The 18,006-nt window shown below is 41.9% G+C and carries 15 protein-coding genes; 7 read left to right on the plus strand and 8 right to left on the minus strand.

From position 1 onward, the window contains the following. Positions 1–95 precede the first annotated feature (95 nt). The 3 genes from EHQ64_RS17240 to EHQ64_RS17250 all read left to right on the plus strand — a co-directional run bounded on the left by EHQ64_RS17240 (position 96) and on the right by EHQ64_RS17250 (position 4,428). On the plus strand, positions 96–842 hold the full coding sequence (locus EHQ64_RS17240; protein WP_135651039.1) for a ubiquinone/menaquinone biosynthesis methyltransferase: 747 nt from the start codon (positions 96–98) through the stop codon (positions 840–842). A gap of 58 nt (positions 843–900) precedes the next feature. Then, complete coding sequence (locus EHQ64_RS17245) at positions 901–2,991, plus strand: LruC domain-containing protein (protein ID WP_135651040.1); 2,091 nt, start codon at positions 901–903, stop codon at positions 2,989–2,991. 75 nt (positions 2,992–3,066) lie between these two features. Continuing rightward, complete coding sequence (locus EHQ64_RS17250; RefSeq protein ID WP_135651041.1) at positions 3,067–4,428, plus strand: PrsW family glutamic-type intramembrane protease; 1,362 nt, start codon at positions 3,067–3,069, stop codon at positions 4,426–4,428. On the opposite strand, the gene EHQ64_RS17255 is transcribed toward EHQ64_RS17250, so the two are convergent. The 8 genes from EHQ64_RS17255 to EHQ64_RS17290 all read right to left on the minus strand — a co-directional run bounded on the left by EHQ64_RS17255 (position 4,411) and on the right by EHQ64_RS17290 (position 11,591). Continuing rightward, complete coding sequence (locus EHQ64_RS17255) at positions 4,411–5,085, minus strand: HAD family hydrolase (RefSeq protein ID WP_135651042.1); 675 nt, start codon at positions 5,083–5,085, stop codon at positions 4,411–4,413. The two genes, EHQ64_RS17250 and EHQ64_RS17255, sit on opposite strands and share 18 nt — an antisense overlap. An 8-nt stretch (positions 5,086–5,093) precedes the next feature. Beyond that, the gene (locus EHQ64_RS17260) at positions 5,094–7,082 is read right to left on the minus strand and encodes a hypothetical protein (protein WP_246048825.1); all 1,989 of its coding nucleotides are present in this window, start codon (positions 7,080–7,082) and stop codon (positions 5,094–5,096) included. A 133-nt stretch (positions 7,083–7,215) separates the two neighbouring features. Beyond that, on the minus strand, positions 7,216–7,665 hold the full coding sequence (locus EHQ64_RS17265) for a TraR/DksA family transcriptional regulator (RefSeq protein WP_135651043.1): 450 nt from the start codon (positions 7,663–7,665) through the stop codon (positions 7,216–7,218). Between the two features lie 12 nt (positions 7,666–7,677). After that, complete coding sequence (rpmG, locus tag EHQ64_RS17270) at positions 7,678–7,830, minus strand: 50S ribosomal protein L33 (protein WP_010514486.1); 153 nt, start codon at positions 7,828–7,830, stop codon at positions 7,678–7,680. A gap of 139 nt (positions 7,831–7,969) precedes the next feature. After that, entirely contained in the window at positions 7,970–8,920 is a 951-nt protein-coding gene (locus EHQ64_RS17275) for a bile acid:sodium symporter family protein (RefSeq protein ID WP_135651044.1), read from the minus strand. A 5-nt stretch (positions 8,921–8,925) separates the two neighbouring features. Next, positions 8,926–10,071: an aminotransferase class V-fold PLP-dependent enzyme gene (locus EHQ64_RS17280; RefSeq protein ID WP_135651045.1), complete on the minus strand. Its 1,146-nt coding sequence runs from the start codon at positions 10,069–10,071 to the stop codon at positions 8,926–8,928. A gap of 89 nt (positions 10,072–10,160) precedes the next feature. Further along, positions 10,161–10,895, minus strand: a complete 735-nt coding sequence (locus EHQ64_RS17285) for a ferritin-like domain-containing protein (RefSeq protein ID WP_135651046.1) — start codon at positions 10,893–10,895, stop codon at positions 10,161–10,163. Between the two features lie 66 nt (positions 10,896–10,961). Next, complete coding sequence (locus EHQ64_RS17290) at positions 10,962–11,591, minus strand: lysoplasmalogenase (protein ID WP_135651047.1); 630 nt, start codon at positions 11,589–11,591, stop codon at positions 10,962–10,964. A gap of 104 nt (positions 11,592–11,695) precedes the next feature. Between EHQ64_RS17290 and EHQ64_RS17295 the strand changes: the two genes are divergently transcribed. From EHQ64_RS17295 to meaB, 4 genes are read left to right on the plus strand one after another with little or no spacing between them, the layout of a single operon-like run. Further along, positions 11,696–12,688, plus strand: a complete 993-nt coding sequence (locus EHQ64_RS17295) for a TerC family protein (RefSeq protein ID WP_135651048.1) — start codon at positions 11,696–11,698, stop codon at positions 12,686–12,688. A 12-nt stretch (positions 12,689–12,700) separates the two neighbouring features. After that, a complete protein-coding gene (locus tag EHQ64_RS17300) occupies positions 12,701–14,578 on the plus strand; it encodes a methylmalonyl-CoA mutase family protein (protein ID WP_135651049.1) in 1,878 nt (625 codons plus the stop codon). Continuing rightward, positions 14,575–16,752, plus strand: a complete 2,178-nt coding sequence (gene scpA, locus EHQ64_RS17305; RefSeq protein ID WP_135651050.1) for a methylmalonyl-CoA mutase — start codon at positions 14,575–14,577, stop codon at positions 16,750–16,752. Before EHQ64_RS17300 ends, scpA begins: the two co-directional genes overlap by 4 nt. Positions 16,753–16,759: 7 nt before the next feature. After that, complete coding sequence (gene meaB, locus EHQ64_RS17310; protein WP_135651051.1) at positions 16,760–17,794, plus strand: methylmalonyl Co-A mutase-associated GTPase MeaB; 1,035 nt, start codon at positions 16,760–16,762, stop codon at positions 17,792–17,794. Positions 17,795–18,006: the final 212 nt, after the last annotated feature.

Below are 18,006 nucleotides of genomic sequence, written 5' to 3' on the forward strand. Positions count from 1 at the left end.
GTTTTTCCAAATTATGAGGATCAGCAAGTTCTGTCATCTGAACAAAAATCCAAATCCCTCTTGCACTTGTAAGAATCGAAAGAATCCTGATGGAAATGGCCGCTTTCCAAATGCCTTCTTCCGATACGAAGGCCGATTTTGTCAGGGAAAACTTCAATAAGATCGCTTCTAAGTATGATCGTTTCAACGATTGGAGCAGTCTTTTTATGCATAAATCCTGGAAGAATCGATTGGTAAAAGAGATCGAAAAAGAAACCACAGGGCAGATCAAAGTTTTGGACCTTTGTTGTGGAACAGGTGATATCTCCGTACTATTGGAAAGATCTCCCAGAGTAGGATCTTTATTAAGCCTAGACTTTTCAGAACAAATGTTGGAAGTCGCAAAAAATAGACTCGAGGGCCCCAGAGCAAAAGGTAGAGCAACCGTAGAATGGGGAGACGCTACAAATCTTTCCCAAGTAAAAAACCAAAGCCTGGACGCAGTAAGCATAGGTTTCGGTTTAAGAAATGTAAATCATCTAGATAAGGCGATCTCCGAGATCTATAGGGTCTTAAAACCTGGCGGAGTATTCGTGAATCTTGACGTTGGAAAGGTAAAAAATCCTTTTATAAAAGCATTCGCTGATTTCTATTTTTTTAAAATAGTCCCCCTATTCGGTTATATTCTATGGGGAGGAAAGAACGAAATGTTCGATTATCTTCCGGTTTCCTCTTTATATTATCCTGATCAGGAGGGCTTAAAAGCCCAATTGGAGAAGAATGGATTCGAAAGCGTACGTTATAAAAACTTTGTATTCGGAAACTCTGTTCTTCATATAGCAAAAAAGCCTAATAGACCGTAGTACCAATCCTTTTCCCCCCGTCTCCTAAGGTAAAGAGATTAGAGTGGGGTACCCCATCATGAAAAAGTTCATAGCCCTGGCAGTGATCGTCGGGTTTATTATTAATTGTCACCATAAGAAAAAAGGTCTTTTACTTCCATTTTTCTTCTTAGGTAGCCAACATACTGCAACCGGAGGAGTTCCGGGAAATAGCGGTAGCCCCGGAGTAGTATTTGTTCCGGGTGATGGGTCCGGAAATCCGGCAACCCCTCCGGAAACCCCATCCAATTCTGGAAACACGGGATCTACTCCTTCCGATTCTGGATCCAACTCAAACAGCGGAAATAATTCAGGTTCCAATAGCGGTTCAGATACTTCTTCAGGATCCTCCGGATCTTCGAGTGGTAGCGGGTCTTCCAATTCAGGTTCTTCAGACACCTCAAGCAACGGTTCCGGATCAGGAGGTTCTTCCAACAGCGGAAGTGGATCTTCTTCAAACTCGGGTTCTGATTCTACTGCAAATAACGGCTCTGGATCTTCTTCCGGTGGTTCCTCTTCTGGAGATTCGGGAAATTCTAATTCTGGCTCTAACGACACCTCAAGTAATACTTCCGGATCAGGTAGTTCTTCCAGTGGAAGCGGCTCCTCTAATTCAGGTTCTTCTAGTTCCGGTTCTGATTCCACTGCGAATAGTGGATCGAATGGCTCTTCGTCCGGATCAAATTCTTCCTCAGGATCAGGTTCTGGATCTTCTTCCGGTGATTCTACAGCGTCTAACGGAGGAAATTCAGGCTCCAATAATAGTGGGAATTCCAACTCAGGATCTAATTCCGGAAATAACGGCTCTGGATCTTCCGGTTCAGGAGATTCTGGAGGTACTCCTCCAATCGTAGCAGTAGTTGTAGTAGAAGATCCGAAAGGAACTCCTACATTTAATTTTAATACCACGATCAATATCCCTTTGAACTTAACTGTAGTGGATAATCAATCCAAAGTAGTAGCTGGAGCAACAGTTCTAGTATATGATGAAAACAGTAATATACTCTTCCAAGGTGTGTCTGATTCTTCCGGAAAAGTTACCGGGACCTTAACAGTTCCGACTTCAGTTGGAAATATCACTATCGATATTTCGATCGGTGGAGAGTCTATTTCCCAATACATCAGCCTCGAATCCGTTTTAGGGATCAATCGTACTATCCGTTATGAGATCAATCTTCCTCCGGTTGCACATATTGCAGACTCTGACGGGGATGGGATTCCTGACGATACCGACATTTATCCGAACGATGCAACTCGTTCCACAGAGATTTCTTATCCTTCCGAAGGAGTATTCACTGTAGCATACGAAGACCTATATCCTTCTGCGGGCGATGCGGACTTGAACGACTACGTGATCCAATTTAAAAATGAAGAAGATCTAAACTCCGCAGGGAAAATCGTACGCCTCCGAGGAGTTTACCAACACGTAGCAAGAGGTGCTGGTTATAGACATCAACTCTATATCAAACTTCCGGTAGAAGTTGGAGCTTCAGTAACTTATAAACTTACTCAGGCAGACGGGTCAATAGTTGCAGACACAAGCACCGTATCTTTAAGTGCTTGGAATTTAAAATCGGGATACAGGATCTTTGATGATTCCAGTAAAACGATCGGTAGTCAAAATGCAAACCCGGGAGAAGTATTCAAACCAGGTTATATCGCAACAATTGAGATCGTATTTAATGCTCCTGTAGAAAGGGCAAAATTAGGATCCTTCCCTTACGATCTATATGCGTATGTGATCAATACTAAACAAGAAGTACATTTCCCTGGATTGTATAAAACCTTGCTCGGAACTGATAAGTATCTAGATGTCACCGGTTTCCCTTGGGCTATCTTGGTTCCAGGGGCTTGGAAATATCCGTATGAAAGGAATGATATTAGAAATCCTTTATTAACTGGATATTCCGAGTTTAATATCTGGGTAGCAACTGGTGGAAAAGAATATAAAACCTGGTACTTCGATGTAACCAACGAATCCAAAGTATTCCCTGTTCCAACAAATAGTAGTCTACTTGGATATTTATTCCTTTCTGTGAAAAAATTCGCGATCTTCTATGCTCTTGGGCTTGTGATCGCAGGTGGAATTGCGGTTTATTTCCTCCGGAAAAAACATAGTTTAACCGCTTAGAAACCTAGTTTCCAACTTATGAAAAGTTGAAAAAGGAGAGGCGTCGCCTAAACTTGTCGGGCGGCGCCTTTTTTTATGAGCGGATTCCAAGACTGGCTTTTTTTAGGTAAACCGATCTCTGCGATATTTGCCGCTTGGTTCTATTGGGATTTTTATCGTAGGACCTACTACTCAGGACAAGGAAAATCATTCACTACACTCTCTTTCTTCTATGGAATGATCGCTACCGGATTCGCTCTCGCCTGGGAAATCATCGTATTCGATCTATTCGAAAATTCTCCGATCTTCTTCAAAGCATTAATGATCGGCGCAATCCCGGAAGAAACTTCCAAAGCGATCCTGATCCTTCTGTTCTTAAAGCAGTTCAAATCAAGTTCGAACCTAGCGGACGGTTTATATTTCGGGCTTACTTTGGGAGCGTCTTTCGGATGTATAGAAAACGTATTTTATTCCTTTAAATTGGATTTTTGGCAAGGGCTTTTGAGAGCCGGAACTTCTCTTCCGTTACATACATTTTCAGGAGGTATATTAGGATTTTTTATTTTAAAAAAGCTGCAATCCAGAAAGGGAAATTTATCCTACTTGGATCTTGTCTCCGTATTTTTACTTTTAACAGGACTGCACGGACTTTATAATTTCCTTTTGATACAGGGAGGTCTTGGCACGGTTTACATTCCTTTACTTCTAGGACTTTCCTTTTTGATCTTGGAACTATTAGTGGTTCAGGCGGAAGTGACTCTTCCTTTTGAATTATTGCAGGCGGAAAATTTATTCGTAGATGATTATTCAATGATCCGAAAATTTTCTAGGTACGATTCCTGGTTAAGAGCCGCTCAATCCAAGGAAAATATAAAAGAAATTCCTTTATTACGAGATCTTTCTACTATCAGATCGTTTGTATCCGTTCTTCTTTTCGGGGTCCCTATCTTTTGTTTGAACTTCTATCTTTTTGTTCCGGAGTGGATCCCCTACTATCTGGCAAATATCAGCACATTAGAATTTATCACTCTTTTCATGGAGTATCCTGCCTGGCTTGGATTTTTATTTCTATTAAGAGGTATGATCAACCCTTCTTTCTTCAGAGAAAGAATACTAAAGATCCCATTATTTCTTTCTGTAAATTTGGGAAAAGAAGGAGAAGAAGAACCTAGTCTCGCCTACTCCTTATCTAGAAAAGGTTTTTATTCTCCTGTGATTAGAGAACCTGAATTAAACAAAGAAACGGAGGTTTCCTTCTATATCGCAGGGAAAAACTTCGAAAAGATCCCGGTAGTCCCTGTTTGGAAGAACTTTCGACCAGAAGATCCTGAGCATGAAAGCGGGGCATTGTACAGATTCCCAAAAATTCCTTGGGCACTTCTTACATGGAGATGGTTTATCCGCTTAAAACAACAATATAGAAATACGTTAGATGCTTTTTCAGGGATAAAAACTTGAAACTGCAGAAAGAATTAAAAATTCATCCGAATAATCCCGAAATACATGTAATATATTCTGATCCTTCCATTCGGAAAGAAGATTTGGATCTTCGGTAATACCTATAAATTCCAAGCCTAAATTTTTGGCCGTCTTGGAATCCCAGATCCCATCCCCAAAACAAATCGTCTTTGAAAATTGTTTGGAGTATTTTTTACTAGACTCCTCTATCGCAGATTGAACGATCGATTCCCTTTCATAAAAAGAAGAAGCTGTTGCGAGAGGCACATCCAAAGGAAGGCCACAATCTTTTAATTTTAAGAACGCAGGCTCGTAAAAAGATCCGGTTGCATAAGCAAACGGGATCCCTTCCGATCTTAATCTTTCTAAAAAAAATTTCGCTCCCGAAATTTCAGAAATTCCATTTTGAAATTTGTCTTTTATATTTAGAGCCAACTCTTTCTCGAATTTTTTAGAGATCTCCTCTGTCCAATCAGCTCTAAAAGAAGTATAAATCTCTTTGAATATATTAGAATCCGTATGATGTTTGTATTCTTTTACTTCGGGGCTTAAACCTGGCAAACCGAAAGAGACCAGAACTTCATGGAAAGCTTTTCTGTGTAAGGAAACAGTGTCCGTTAAGGTTCCATCTATATCGAATACGACTAGGACAGACATCTACAATTTTAACGGATCCGATTCAATCCGTCAAAATCATCCGTAGCGATATAAAAATCGGAAGGACCAGCTTGGTACCAAGAAATTCTCATTGTTTTTGCAGTCAGGGTTTTCGCTCCCGCAGGAACAGCCAAACCTACTTGGGTAGTGATCGTATTCAAAGGAGTGCTTCTGGATTGTAATTCCACTCCATTCTGATCAAAAAAGATCCAACGAATATAAACCGGTTTATTCGGTTTAGGAGCTTCTTCTAAACCAACCCGAATGCTAATATTTCCTTTATCACCAAGCATCCAGGAAGTCCCCGAACTGAATAAATGAAATCTTCCCCCAAGTTTATCCTGGGATTTTGCCTTTGCCGAAAGTTGGTAGGTCTTTCTTTCTTCGTATCTGAATTCGGGCCCCTGCAATTGGGAAGATTGCCTTACGAATGCTTTTACAGTAAGAGCCAAACCGAATAACAAACAAACTAAATTAAAAGCGGGAATCATCCACCATTTAGGCAAAGTTCTTGTAGAAGGTCCTGAAGAACTTAAGAACCATATTAAAAGAAATCCTAATATTCCCGCTCCACTCGTCCAAGGTTCGAAAAATGTGACCGGAAAAAATAGAAGAGGCAAGAACCAATAAGAAGATCTGGTATAAGATTCTAGACCGACCCAAACAAAGAACAATAGGAAGAATAAGATCCCACCTTCTGAAAGTAAGAATACCCAAGAACTAAGAGCAAAATCCTGGATCCCGTTTGGAGGATAAGCTCCTCTAGGTCCTGACTCGATCCAATGTAACGCAAATCCTCCGAATCCTTGTCCGAAAACCGGAGCCTCTTTGAACCAATTCCAAGCGGAAAGGGTTTGGATCCATCCATCTTTCCAGAAAATCTCTAACATTTTAGAGAATGTTTTTCCTTTAGTCCATGCAGAGGAGAAATCTTCTCGGATCATTTGCCATGAGGTAAAAGACCAATCCATTCCACCGATGAAGTACACTCCGACTAAAACGGAAATGGTCCCTAAGATCACGAATGGAATAAAAGAATATTTCCAGATCGGATTTCTAAATCCTCTTTGATACGCGAGCCCTACTACGAGTGCAGTTTGGAAAATAATCAAAAGCCAATATCCGCTACTTTGATATCTTCCCGCAAGCCCAAGAGCCAAAAACACCGCAGCACTTAAAATAGCTCTGGAGCTGATCCTCCAGTTCCGACTATGGATCTGGTAGAAGAATAAACCGAAAAGGATGGGCATTCCGATCCCGAAAGAAGCCGCATCCGGAAAGAATGCGGACACACCGAAAGTTTCCGCATTTCCTGCAGTAAAAGGAAAATCAGTTTCAGGAGCTATACCTTGGATCGCACCTAAAATTAAGTTCGCAGTAAAACCTGCTGTGATCCCTGTTCTCCAATGTTTACCAGGAGGATCAGTATCATGTGAACTTGTTTCTTCCGCAAAAAAATATAAGAACGCAGATAACCAAGAACCTATACTATCCAAACTAAGTGCAAATGCATACTTGGAAGAGATTCCGGCAGAATATTCCAAATCCTTTAACATCCAGGAAGTCAAAGGATCGGTTCCGAAATATGCAAGTAGCCTATCTAATAGTAAAAATACTGCTAAAATTAAGAAAGCAGTCCTTGGGTTATTCGTAAACTCAAGAGAGTTTTTATAAGGCCTGTTAATATAAAAGTATCTTAATATAGGATCGTCGTCATTTGCAGGATGCCCGTAAAAAGTGGAAATGTACTGTCTTAAGAAGACCCCAAAAATCGCCCCCGCAAACAAAGCCGATAAGTATAAATACCCACCCTCTCCGTATAACAGCAAACCTGGAGAAAGTAAGGCAAATGCAGCGGTAAACATACGCCCTGATTTTCTATGATGAAGATTCGGGAGAAGCCCTGCTAAAAACTGGATCCAAACAATCCCCAAGTTCCCATCGGGATCTCTGACTACAAGCGTCCAACGTAACAAAACGTAGGACAATAGTACCATTGCAATTAGGCTAAGAAAGGTAGGAGTTCGAAGAGGCCGGAGTCTGGCGAAAAGATTTGGCACGAATTGGAAATGCTCGCCGAAAACGAGTAGATTTCAATCCAAAAAAATAGAACGGATCGTTTAGTGGGGATTAATCGTCGGAATCCGGATCGGACGGAATTTTATAGGTTCCGGTCAGAGTCGCGGATAATGGACCTTTTTTGCCGGAAGCTCTATGTTTGGAAACAGCTTCGGCGTATTCTACAGTGTAACGAGTCCAAGGGATGGCTTTGAGTCGAGCCAGGGGAATTTTTTTACCAGTCCCCTCGCAGATCCCGTAAGATCCGTCCTCGATTTTCTCAAGAGCCACATCGATCTCTCGAATAGTCTCGATCTCAGACTCGGTTAGAACGGAACTCAACATCTCTTCGTTGATTTCCGAGGCGATATCTGCGATATCTCCCATTTCCTTAAGGCCGGAAGGTTTGCTATTATCTTCCCATTTCGCATACTTCTCCAATAGAGAGTTTTTTCTCTCTAAGAGAAGGTCAGAGATTTCGCTCAGGACCTTTTTATCGTATGCAGCTTTTTTAGTCACCATTTGGATTCGGAATTATACCTTAGATTCCTTATGTTCGACGTGGGCACGGCAAAATTTACAGAATTTTTTCGTTACCAACTTCTCGGATTTCGCCTTTTTATTCTTTGTTTGGAAGTAAGAATTTTTCTTACATACCTGGCAAGAAAGCTTAATGATCTCTCTCATGACGAATAGTTCTCTTAGCTAAGATTGGCCTGAACCAGGATCCTAAGGTTTAGACCAAAATTATGGCCGCCCAGTTTACCAGATCAGACTCGATTATGCTATAAAAAAAAAGGATAGCCAAAAATCAAGGAAGAACGGCCTAAACTCGCGATTTTTCCCCTTCTTCGCCCGGAATCGCCCTTCTCCATATCCCCGCCAGAATACTTCCGATCAGGGAATGCACAAAACTGGAAATAGCTGCCGGGATTGCGACCAATGGGTCGGAAAAATTATTTCGGGATAAAACTGCTCCGAGCCCGCTATTTTGCATCCCGACTTCTATCGAAACTGTTCTGGCTATGATAAAGGATTTGGTTCCGAAAAAGGCCACCCAGTACCCGAAAAAGTATCCGGAGATATGAAGAAGGAACACTGCGGAGATCAAACGTAAACCGGAACTCACCACAGCTTCTTTACCGGAACCTATAATGGAAGAAACGATCAATGTGATGAGAATCACTGCGATCAATGGAGAAACGATCTTCACTTTTTCGGCAAATTTAGGTGTATAACGATTTAGTAAAATTCCTAGGATCACTGGCAAGATCACTACTTGCACAGTATCGAAAAATAATCCGGAGGCGTTAGCTCCTACGCTATTTCCCACCAAAAACAAAGTAAGAAGTGGGGTCATGAGAACGGACAATACCGTGGAGATTGCAGTCATTGTAACTGATAAAGCAAGATCTCCTCTCGCTAAAAAAGATACGACATTGGATGCGACTCCTCCGGGGCAACATGAAACTACGATGATCCCGACTGCGAGAGGTGGTGGAAGTTGGAAAAAATTTCCGAGAGCCCAGCCGGTCAAAGGCATGATCGTATATTGACCGATCACTCCGATAAGGATGGGTTTAGGTGCCTTAAAAACCCTGGTGAAGTCTTCCGTTTTTAAACTGATCCCCATTCCGAGCATGGTCAGCCCTAAACTATAAGTGATCCAAGGACCCTTGAATCCATGTAGAATAGAAGGGAAAAACCAACTGATCGTGACCCCACAGATCACCCAAAGAGGAAATAATAAAGCTGCCTTTTCAAAGATAGAAGCCACGGATCTTACCTGGAAACGAATTCTACAACTTTATCCAATTGTTCTTTGGCAATATAGATATGAGGAGAAAAACGAACTCTTCCCAAACGAAGAGCACACATGACCCCGTTCTTTTTCAGATCGGAGACCACATTCTCCATGGACAATCCTTCTTTTTCTGCGACCACGATCCCTGTTTTAAAATCAGGAAAATGGTCGGAGGCGAGTTTCCAACCTGCGTCCCTAAGTTTGTCGGAAAGATAATCCGCGAGTTCATAGATCCTTTCCATGGAATTATGAAATCCTACTTTATGAAGCATTTCTAAAGTAGATTGGAAATACACCCAGTCGATAAAGTTCACTGTGGAGATCTCATAACGATCTGTACTTTTTAATTCCTCTCTGTACGGTAAATACACTTCGTCGTTTACTACGGAGCCTGTACCTTTGAATGGAAAATATAGATTGTCCAACTTCTCCTTAGCAATATAAAGAACTCCAAGACCCAAAGGTCCGAGTAACCATTTCCAAGCAGGAAATGCCATATAAGAAATTCCCATTTCACGAGGTTTTACAGGAAGAAGTCCTACTCCTTGGGCTCCGTCCAGTACGAACTCGATCCCTTTTTCCTTCAGAAGATTCCCGATGTCTTCCAAAGGGAAAGGCATTCCTGTGCACCAATGTACTGCGGAAAGGCTGACTACTTTTACATCCGGAGTAATCGCAGATCTTAAATTTTCTAAAAAGCCATCAGGAGTTTCTGCCATAGGCACAAAAGAAATGGAAACTCCCTTATCCTTCCAATGTTCCCAAGGATAAATATTAGAAGGATATTCGTTCTCTAAAAGTAGGATCTTATCCCCTGCTTTGAGTTTTAAACCTAGGGAAATAAAACCGATCCCTTCGTTGGTATGATGAATGAGAGAAAGTTCATCCGCATCTACTCCGAGTAATTCCGCGAGAATATTTCGAATTACTTTTTTAACACTCGGGTATCTGCGCACATCCGTTTGGCCCCCATGAGTGGAGTAGCCGTGTAGATAATCATTTACTGCTTTGAGAGTATCAGTATTCGCAGGAGTGGTCCCGCAATTATTCAACCAGATCATTTCCCGGTTTACCGGGTACAAATGTTGGATTTTGGTCCAATCAGGACTAGGATTCGTTTTCATCTCGGGGCCAGCTTGGATCTATCTATCCGAGGGAAAACTTCTTTTTTGAATTTTCACCGGGAAACGAAAGTTTCCCGGTTTTTTAGTTCTTACTTTTTCTTCTTAGCTGCTTTCTTTTTAGGTGCCGCTTTTTTGGCAGCAGGCTTCTTCTTAGCGACCGCCTTGGCTTTTTTAGGAGCCGCCTTTTTAACTACTTTCTTTGCCGCAGCTTTTTTGACAGGCTTAGTAGGTTTTAATGATTTTGCTGCCTTAGAATTCGTTTTTGTTCCGACTGCCTTTGCAACTTCCTCAGCCTGCTCGTCCCAGAAATATGCACCTCTTCCTGAGCTAGTCTGATCGAATGTGTTTAACTCTGCTTCCAGTAAGGACTGATAATTTTTACTATAGTCCATTAGTTTGGAAAACAAAAGTTTAATATTCGAATCTTCGAATTTTGTGGTGAGTTTTTCGTAGAATGCTACTGAGTTCTCCGCCTCTCGGATCGCGAGCTCCAATGCCTCGTGAGCATCCTTGGATCCGGAACCTGTGATGGTACGTTCCACCTTGTTCATGATCTTTTGGAGAGTACTCTGATGGAATTTATGAATTGCGGCCAATTGTTTCAGGTTCGGAAGTTCCGCACCTTCCGCGACCTGATAGATCTCGGTAATAAATTTGATATGTTCGTCCACTTCTTCCGCGAGTCTTTCGAATAATTCCCTAGTTCTTCCCGGAGGGAGTTTTTCGTACGTATCCATATAAAATTCGAAGTAATCCTTCTCATGTTGGATCGCAGCCGCGACGGCTTCTAAAAATGTAGTTTCTTTTAAAGGTTTAATACTCATTCTGCATACTCCGGTCGCGACAATTCTAGAGGATTTTCGGACCCGTTCAATAATATTTTTTCTATTTTATTCCTCTTCCTCTTGAGAAAGATAGATTAAAAACTGAGCCAAATAATACGTCGCCATCACCCAAACTCCGTGAAGAGGAAGTTTAATCGTAGTGAATTGCCCAAGTGCGATGATAGAATCCGAAATGATAAAACTAAGAGCCCCGAAAATCCCGAGCCATCTGTCTCTGGAAGAAACTTCTCTCGCAGCAGATCTCCAACCCATGACGCAGATCGCTGAAACGTAAACCGCTACCGGGATTTTTAAAGCACCACCAATACCTGGAAGAAGCCAGTAATAGTAGGCCGCTCCGAAAAGAATGTATGGAATTAACCTTAGGAAATGAACTGGATTCCCTACAGAGAAACTAACGGAATACGCTACCTGAGCGATCAGAAAACTTCCTAAACCGAAGACAAAATATTCTGCAGGGAATGCGAGAATCGTATCTCCGCCTAATGAAAAGACCAAACCGATCCCGAGCCAGATCCCTGCCTTCGTTTTCCATTTTCCTTCTCCTACACTTAACGCGATTAAATATAAAATAGGAATAATTTTGGAGAATAATTTGAGTAAAAATATCTCCGACCCGAAAACGAGAACTCCCAAATGAACAATCGCCAAAATTGGGAAGATAATATAGATCATGTATAGCTCCTAATCTGCAAGCACCCGGCCGATTTGGGATTGTCTTCCTGATCGAACCGAGGAACCTGTCTTTCAAAGGCCCAAATAGGGCCTCGGAAGCTGCGATGATCTCGTTTAGCCAAAAAGATTCTACACTTTTTCTAATTTTTTCCGTTGTAGTAGGCCTTTTGATTTATTTGGACCTATTCGTAATGAATAAAAGAGCCCATAAACTCTCCCTCAGAGAGTCGGGATACTGGACATTATTCTGGGTAACTCTTGCATTCAGTTTTTCTCTACTAGTTTATATCTTCCACGAAGATCCTACAAATCCGGGAATCGCAAAACAAAAGACCCTGGAATTCTTAGCAGGTTATCTTTTGGAATATTCCCTTTCAGTAGATAATCTTTTCGTATTTATCATGATCTTCGGAAAGTTCAGGATCCAATCCCAGTACCAACCAATGATCTTAAAATGGGGAATCATAGGTGCGCTGATTTTCAGAGCGATCATGATCTTTTCCGGAGCAGAACTCGTTTCCAGATTCGAATGGATCCTGTATCTATTCGGATTTTTACTCCTCTACTCCGCTTGGAAAATGTTCTTCCATGACGAAGAGGAAAATTTCGATCCGGAAGAAATGAAACTTCTTAAATACGCTAGAAAAGTTTTACCGATGAGTAAAACCTTTCATCCGGAAAAGTTTGTGGTGAAGGAACATGGCAAAACTCTTTTCACTTCCACATTTCTGATCTTGATCGTAGTGGAGTTCAGTGATATATTATTCGCGATCGATTCTATTCCCGCGATCTTCTCCATTACCCAAGACAGTTTTATCATCTATACTTCCAATGTGTTCGCGATCTTAGGACTTAGATCTCTCTTCTTCCTACTGGGAGGAGTGATGGAACTTTTCATTTATCTGAAAAAGGGAGTCGCTCTTCTTCTCGCATTTGTAGGAGTAAAACTTCTTCTTCCTGCATTTTCTGGGTACGTATTCGGAAAAGTGATCCATGTCTCTATAGAGATCTCTTTACTCGTAATTGTAGGAGCTCTTACAATTTCGATACTCGCTTCGATTCCTCATTATCTTAAAACGAAAAAAGAAGGAGCCTGACGGCAGAATCCGATGGCATCAGAAAAACTTTTCTCCGAATTTCCACCTGTCTCAACCGAAGAATGGACCAAGTTGATCCAAAAGGATCTAAAAGGTGCGGACTTCGATAAAAAACTGGTTTGGGAAACCCAGGAAGGATTTAAGATCCAACCATTTTATCGAAAAGAAAACTTAAAAGGAAAGGAATGGCTCCTTTCCAATCTGCCCGGAAAATTTCCTTATCTCAGATCCACTCGCAAACTTACTAACGATTGGAGTATTCGCCAAGACATAGATGCTCCTGATATCAAAACCGCAAAAGAACTGGCGATAGAAGCTGTCTCTAACGGGGTTTCCGCATTGGGGCTCGTGATCGCTGATGTAGGTTCCGGAAGAAAAGGGATCCAAATCAAAGACGAAAAAGATCTCTCTTCTTTGTTGGAAGATCTTCCTTTAAGCGAAATCACTCTTCATTTCATTGCGGAAGAAAAATCTCCAGAAATATATTCCTGGCTTCCTAAAAACAAAACTCTCGTAGGAGGACTCGGCTACGACCCATATCGAATTCTTGCAAGACAGGGGCATTCTGCGGGACATGGACCGGAAAGTCTAAAGCCAATCCTTACTGAACTTGCAGGGAAATGGAAACATTTCAGAGCACTTACAGTTCACTCATCCACATTCAGAGATAGCGGCTCCACGATCGTTCAGGAACTTGCTTATACTCTCGCACTCGGTTCGGAATATCTGTATCGTTTGGGAGAATTGGGAGTTTCTCCTGAACTGGTAAACTCTCAGACAATTTTCCAATTCACTGTTGGTCCTGATTATTTCTTAGAGATCGCAAAATTCAGAGCGGCCAGGACTCTTTGGGCGGAAATTTTCTCTTCTTATTCTTCTGAAAAAGGAGAAGCCTCTCTACCATTCATCTCCGCAGAAACAGCAAGATACAATTATGGGATCTACGATCTTCATAATAATATTCTAAGAGGAACTACTGAAGCGATTTCGGCAGCGATTGGAGGAGCGGAGATCATTAACGTTCTTCCATTCGACCATTTATTACAACCTGCAGATTCCTTCTCTCTTAGGATCGCAAGAAATGTGCAGTTGCTTCTGAAACATGAATCTTATTTGGATAAGGTTGCAGATCCTTCTTCCGGTTCTTATTATATAGAAACGATTACGGATCAAATTACCGAGCAGGCTTGGAAATTATTTACTGAAGTGGAGAAAGACGGAGGATTCTTAGAATGCCTAAAATCCGGAAAGATCCAATCTTCCATTTTAGAATCCAGAAAGAAGAAGGAAGAAAATTATTCCACTCGTAAAGAGATCTTCTTAGGAACAAACCAATATCCGAACTCTAAAGACAGGATCCAAAATAAAGATCTAAATAAGAACTTAAAACTTTCTTCTCTTGCTCCAAGCTCCGGAGAAACAAAAGTCCAGGCTCTTCCCGAATTTTTCGCAGGAGATGCGATCGAAGAGATCCGAATGGCTACGGAGAACTGGGAGAGTAAAAACAAAACTTCCGCAAAAGTTTTACTTCTTCCCTTGGGCGATCTAAAGATGAAGAAAGCAAGAGCGATCTTCTCTCTCAACTTTTTAGGATGTGCTGGATTTAATGTAATCGATCCCGGAAGTTACGAGACTTCCGAAGAAGCGATCGCTGGGATCGAAAAAGAAAAACCTCAGATGATCGTTTTCTGTAGTTCGGACGAAGAAGTAAGTTTCTACATTAAAGATATTCTTCCTAAACTAAAACAAAAACCTATTACTTTCGTGGCTGGATATCCTAAGGAGATTCTTCCAGAATTGGAATCCTTAGGTGCGGACGGATTTATACATGTCCGATCCAATCTATTAGAAACACTTTCCGATCTTCAAAAAAGGCTGGGAATCAAATGAAACGACCTACTTTCTCTTCCAATCGAACTCCTGTAAACGGAGACGTAAAATTCGAATCCTGGTCCAAAGAAGCTTTGGATGAATTAGGACTTTCTAAATTAGAAGAAACGATATGGAATACTCCTGAAAAAGTTCCCGTCAAACCTGTATATGTTCCGAAAGACGTGGAGTCCTTGGAACATCTGGATTACGCTGCTGGAATTCCTCCATTTTTACGCGGGCCTTATTCTACAATGTATGTCCAACAACCTTGGACCATCCGTCAGTACGCAGGTTTTTCAACTGCGGAAGAATCAAACGCATTCTATCGTAGGAACTTAGCGGCGGGACAAAAAGGTCTATCTGTTGCATTCGACTTAGCAACTCATAGAGGTTACGATTCAGATCACGAAAGAGTTCTAGGAGATGTTGGAAAAGCGGGAGTCGCGATCGATTCCGTTCTGGACATGAAGATACTCTTCGACCAGATCCCTCTAGATCAAATGTCCGTTTCCATGACTATGAATGGTGCGGTTATTCCTACACTTGCATTTTATATCGTAGCAGCGGAAGAACAGGGAGTAAAACCGGAACAACTTTCAGGTACAATCCAGAATGATATCTTAAAAGAGTTCATGGTACGAAATACCTACATTTATCCTCCGGAACCTTCTATGAGGATCATCGCGGATATTTTCAAATATACCACTGACTTCATGCCTAAGTTCAATTCGATCTCCATCTCCGGCTATCATATGCAGGAAGCGGGAGCAACTGCGGATATTGAACTCGCCTACACTCTCGCAGACGGGTTGGAATACCTACGCACAGGGATCAAGGCAGGAATGGATGTGGATAGTTTTGCTCCTCGTCTTTCTTTCTTCTGGGCGATCGGAATGAACCATTTTATGGAAATCGCGAAGATGAGAGCAGGAAGACTTCTTTGGGCGAAGCTTGTAAAAACATTCAACCCTAAGAATAACAAATCTCTCGCACTCAGAACTCATTGCCAAACTTCAGGTTGGAGCTTAACAGAGCAGGATCCTTTCAATAATGTAGGAAGGACTTGTATAGAAGCATTGGCCGCAGCCCTCGGACATACACAATCCTTGCATACGAATGCACTCGACGAAGCGATTGCACTTCCTACGGACTTCTCCGCAAGGATCGCAAGAAATACCCAGATCTATATACAAGAAGAAACCAATATCCATAGAGTCGTGGACCCTTGGGGGGGTTCCTTCTATATAGAATCTCTTACTGCAGAACTTGCAGGGAGAGCCTGGGAACTCATCGAAGAAGTGGAAAAACTAGGCGGGATCGCAAAAGCGATCGAGACCGGAATTCCTAAGATGAGGATAGAAGAAGCGGCCGCCCGTAAACAGGCAAGGATCGATTCGGGAAGAGATGTGATCGTAGGGATCAATCGTTATCGTCCTACAAAGGAAAATCCTTTGGATATTCTGGATATCGACAACACTGCGGTTAGAGAATCACAGATCCGTAGACTAAACGAACTTAAAAAGAATCGTGATAATGCAGCGGTTACTGCCGCCTTGGATGCAATTACAGAATCTGCAAAAACTGGGAACGGAAACCTGCTTGCACTTGCGGTAGACGCAGCTAGAAAAAGAGCAACTCTAGGCGAGATCTCTTTCGCAATGGAGAAAATTTTCGGAAGATATAAATCCGTCACTCATATGATCAAAGGAGTGTACTCGGAGGAAATCATGGACGATCCGGATTTCAAGAAGGCAAAAGAACTTTCCGCCAAATTTGCAAAATTGGAAGGAAGACAGCCTAGGATCATGGTCGCAAAAATGGGCCAGGACGGACATGATAGAGGTGCAAAAGTAATCTCTACAAGTTTTGCAGATATGGGATTCGACGTTGATATAGGTCCTCTATTCCAAACTCCCGGAGAAGCTGCAAAACAAGCGATAGAAAACGACGTGCATGTGCTCGGAGTTTCCAGTCTTGCAGCAGGTCATAAAACCTTAGTTCCACAAGTCATCCAAGAGCTCAAAAAACTCGGAAGGGAAGATATTTTAGTCATCGCAGGCGGGGTCATCCCTCAGCAAGATTATGATTTCTTGTATAAGGCTGGAGTGAACGGGATCTTCGGACCTGGAACCAAGATCTCCAAAGCTGGTGCAGAAATTTTAGAACTTCTGATCAAGAGCGTAGAGGCTTAATTTACGTATGCCCGGAGCCGAGGGAAAAGAAGATACCCAGATCCGGGGTTCTATTAAAAAGAAAAATCTTCCGGACGCGGAAACTTTTTCCCAAGGGATCTTATCCGGGGATATAGTTCTATTAAGTAGAGCGATCACACTTGTAGAAAGCACTCTTCCTTCTCACCAAGAACTTGCGGAAGCTATATTAGAAAAATGTTTACCACATACCGGAAAAAGTATTCGGGTCGGGATTACCGGAATTCCGGGTGTAGGCAAGAGTACTTTTATAGAATCTTTCGGAAATCATCTCATTGAACAAGGAAGAAAGATCGCAGTACTCGCTGTGGATCCAACTTCTCAATTATCCAAAGGTTCCATCCTGGGAGACAAGACCAGAATGGAAACTCTCTCTCGTAAGAAAGAAGCATTCATCCGCCCTTCTCCTTCCGGTGATTCATTAGGTGGTGTCGCTCGCAAAACAAGAGAAACAATCTTTCTTTGTGAAGCGGCAGGCTTCGACACAATCCTTGTAGAAACGGTTGGTGTAGGACAATCCGAAACTGCTGTAAATTCTATGGTGGATCTTTTTCTTCTTCTGCTCATCGCGGGTGCAGGAGATGAATTGCAAGGGATCAAACGTGGGATCATGGAGATGGCAGATCTGATCGCGATCACGAAAGCGGATGGAGATAATACTGCGAGAGCCAACCGCGCAAAAGCAGAAACAATCTCCGCAGTTCATTTTCTTCCTGCTCATGAATCCGGGATCAAAACCGAGGTTAGAACATGCTCGGCAGTCACTGGAGAAGGGATCGGAGAAATTTGGACAGAGATTCTAAATTTTATCGAAGCCATCCAAAAGAACGGATACTTGGACATAAAAAGAAAAGACCAGGCCAAACATTGGTTATATGAATCCGTTCAATCCATGCTCTTGGATGATTTCTACTCTAAACTTGGAACAAACATACAAAAGGCGGAAGAACTTGTAACCAAAGGATTGGCAGGCTCTTACCAAACCGCTCGTAGACTTGTGAAGTCTTATAAGAACGAAGAGTAGATCCTTAAATTCTCGAACGAAACTAAAGAATCATAGTTTTGTAATATATACTACCTAATCAACGCCATTCGTCATGACCGAATCAGGTCGATTCCAGTTCCGAATGGAATTTTTTTTCTTGGAAAATATGTCTTTTAGACGTTTGATGGTGGATAAATAAAGATCGAACCTCGATCGTGAACCTTCTTAGTCTTGGCAATAAATTGTTTAGA

Origin of the sequence: Leptospira sarikeiensis (assembly GCF_004769615.1) — a bacterium.
In the GTDB taxonomy this organism is placed as follows: domain Bacteria; phylum Spirochaetota; class Leptospiria; order Leptospirales; family Leptospiraceae; genus Leptospira_B; species Leptospira_B sarikeiensis.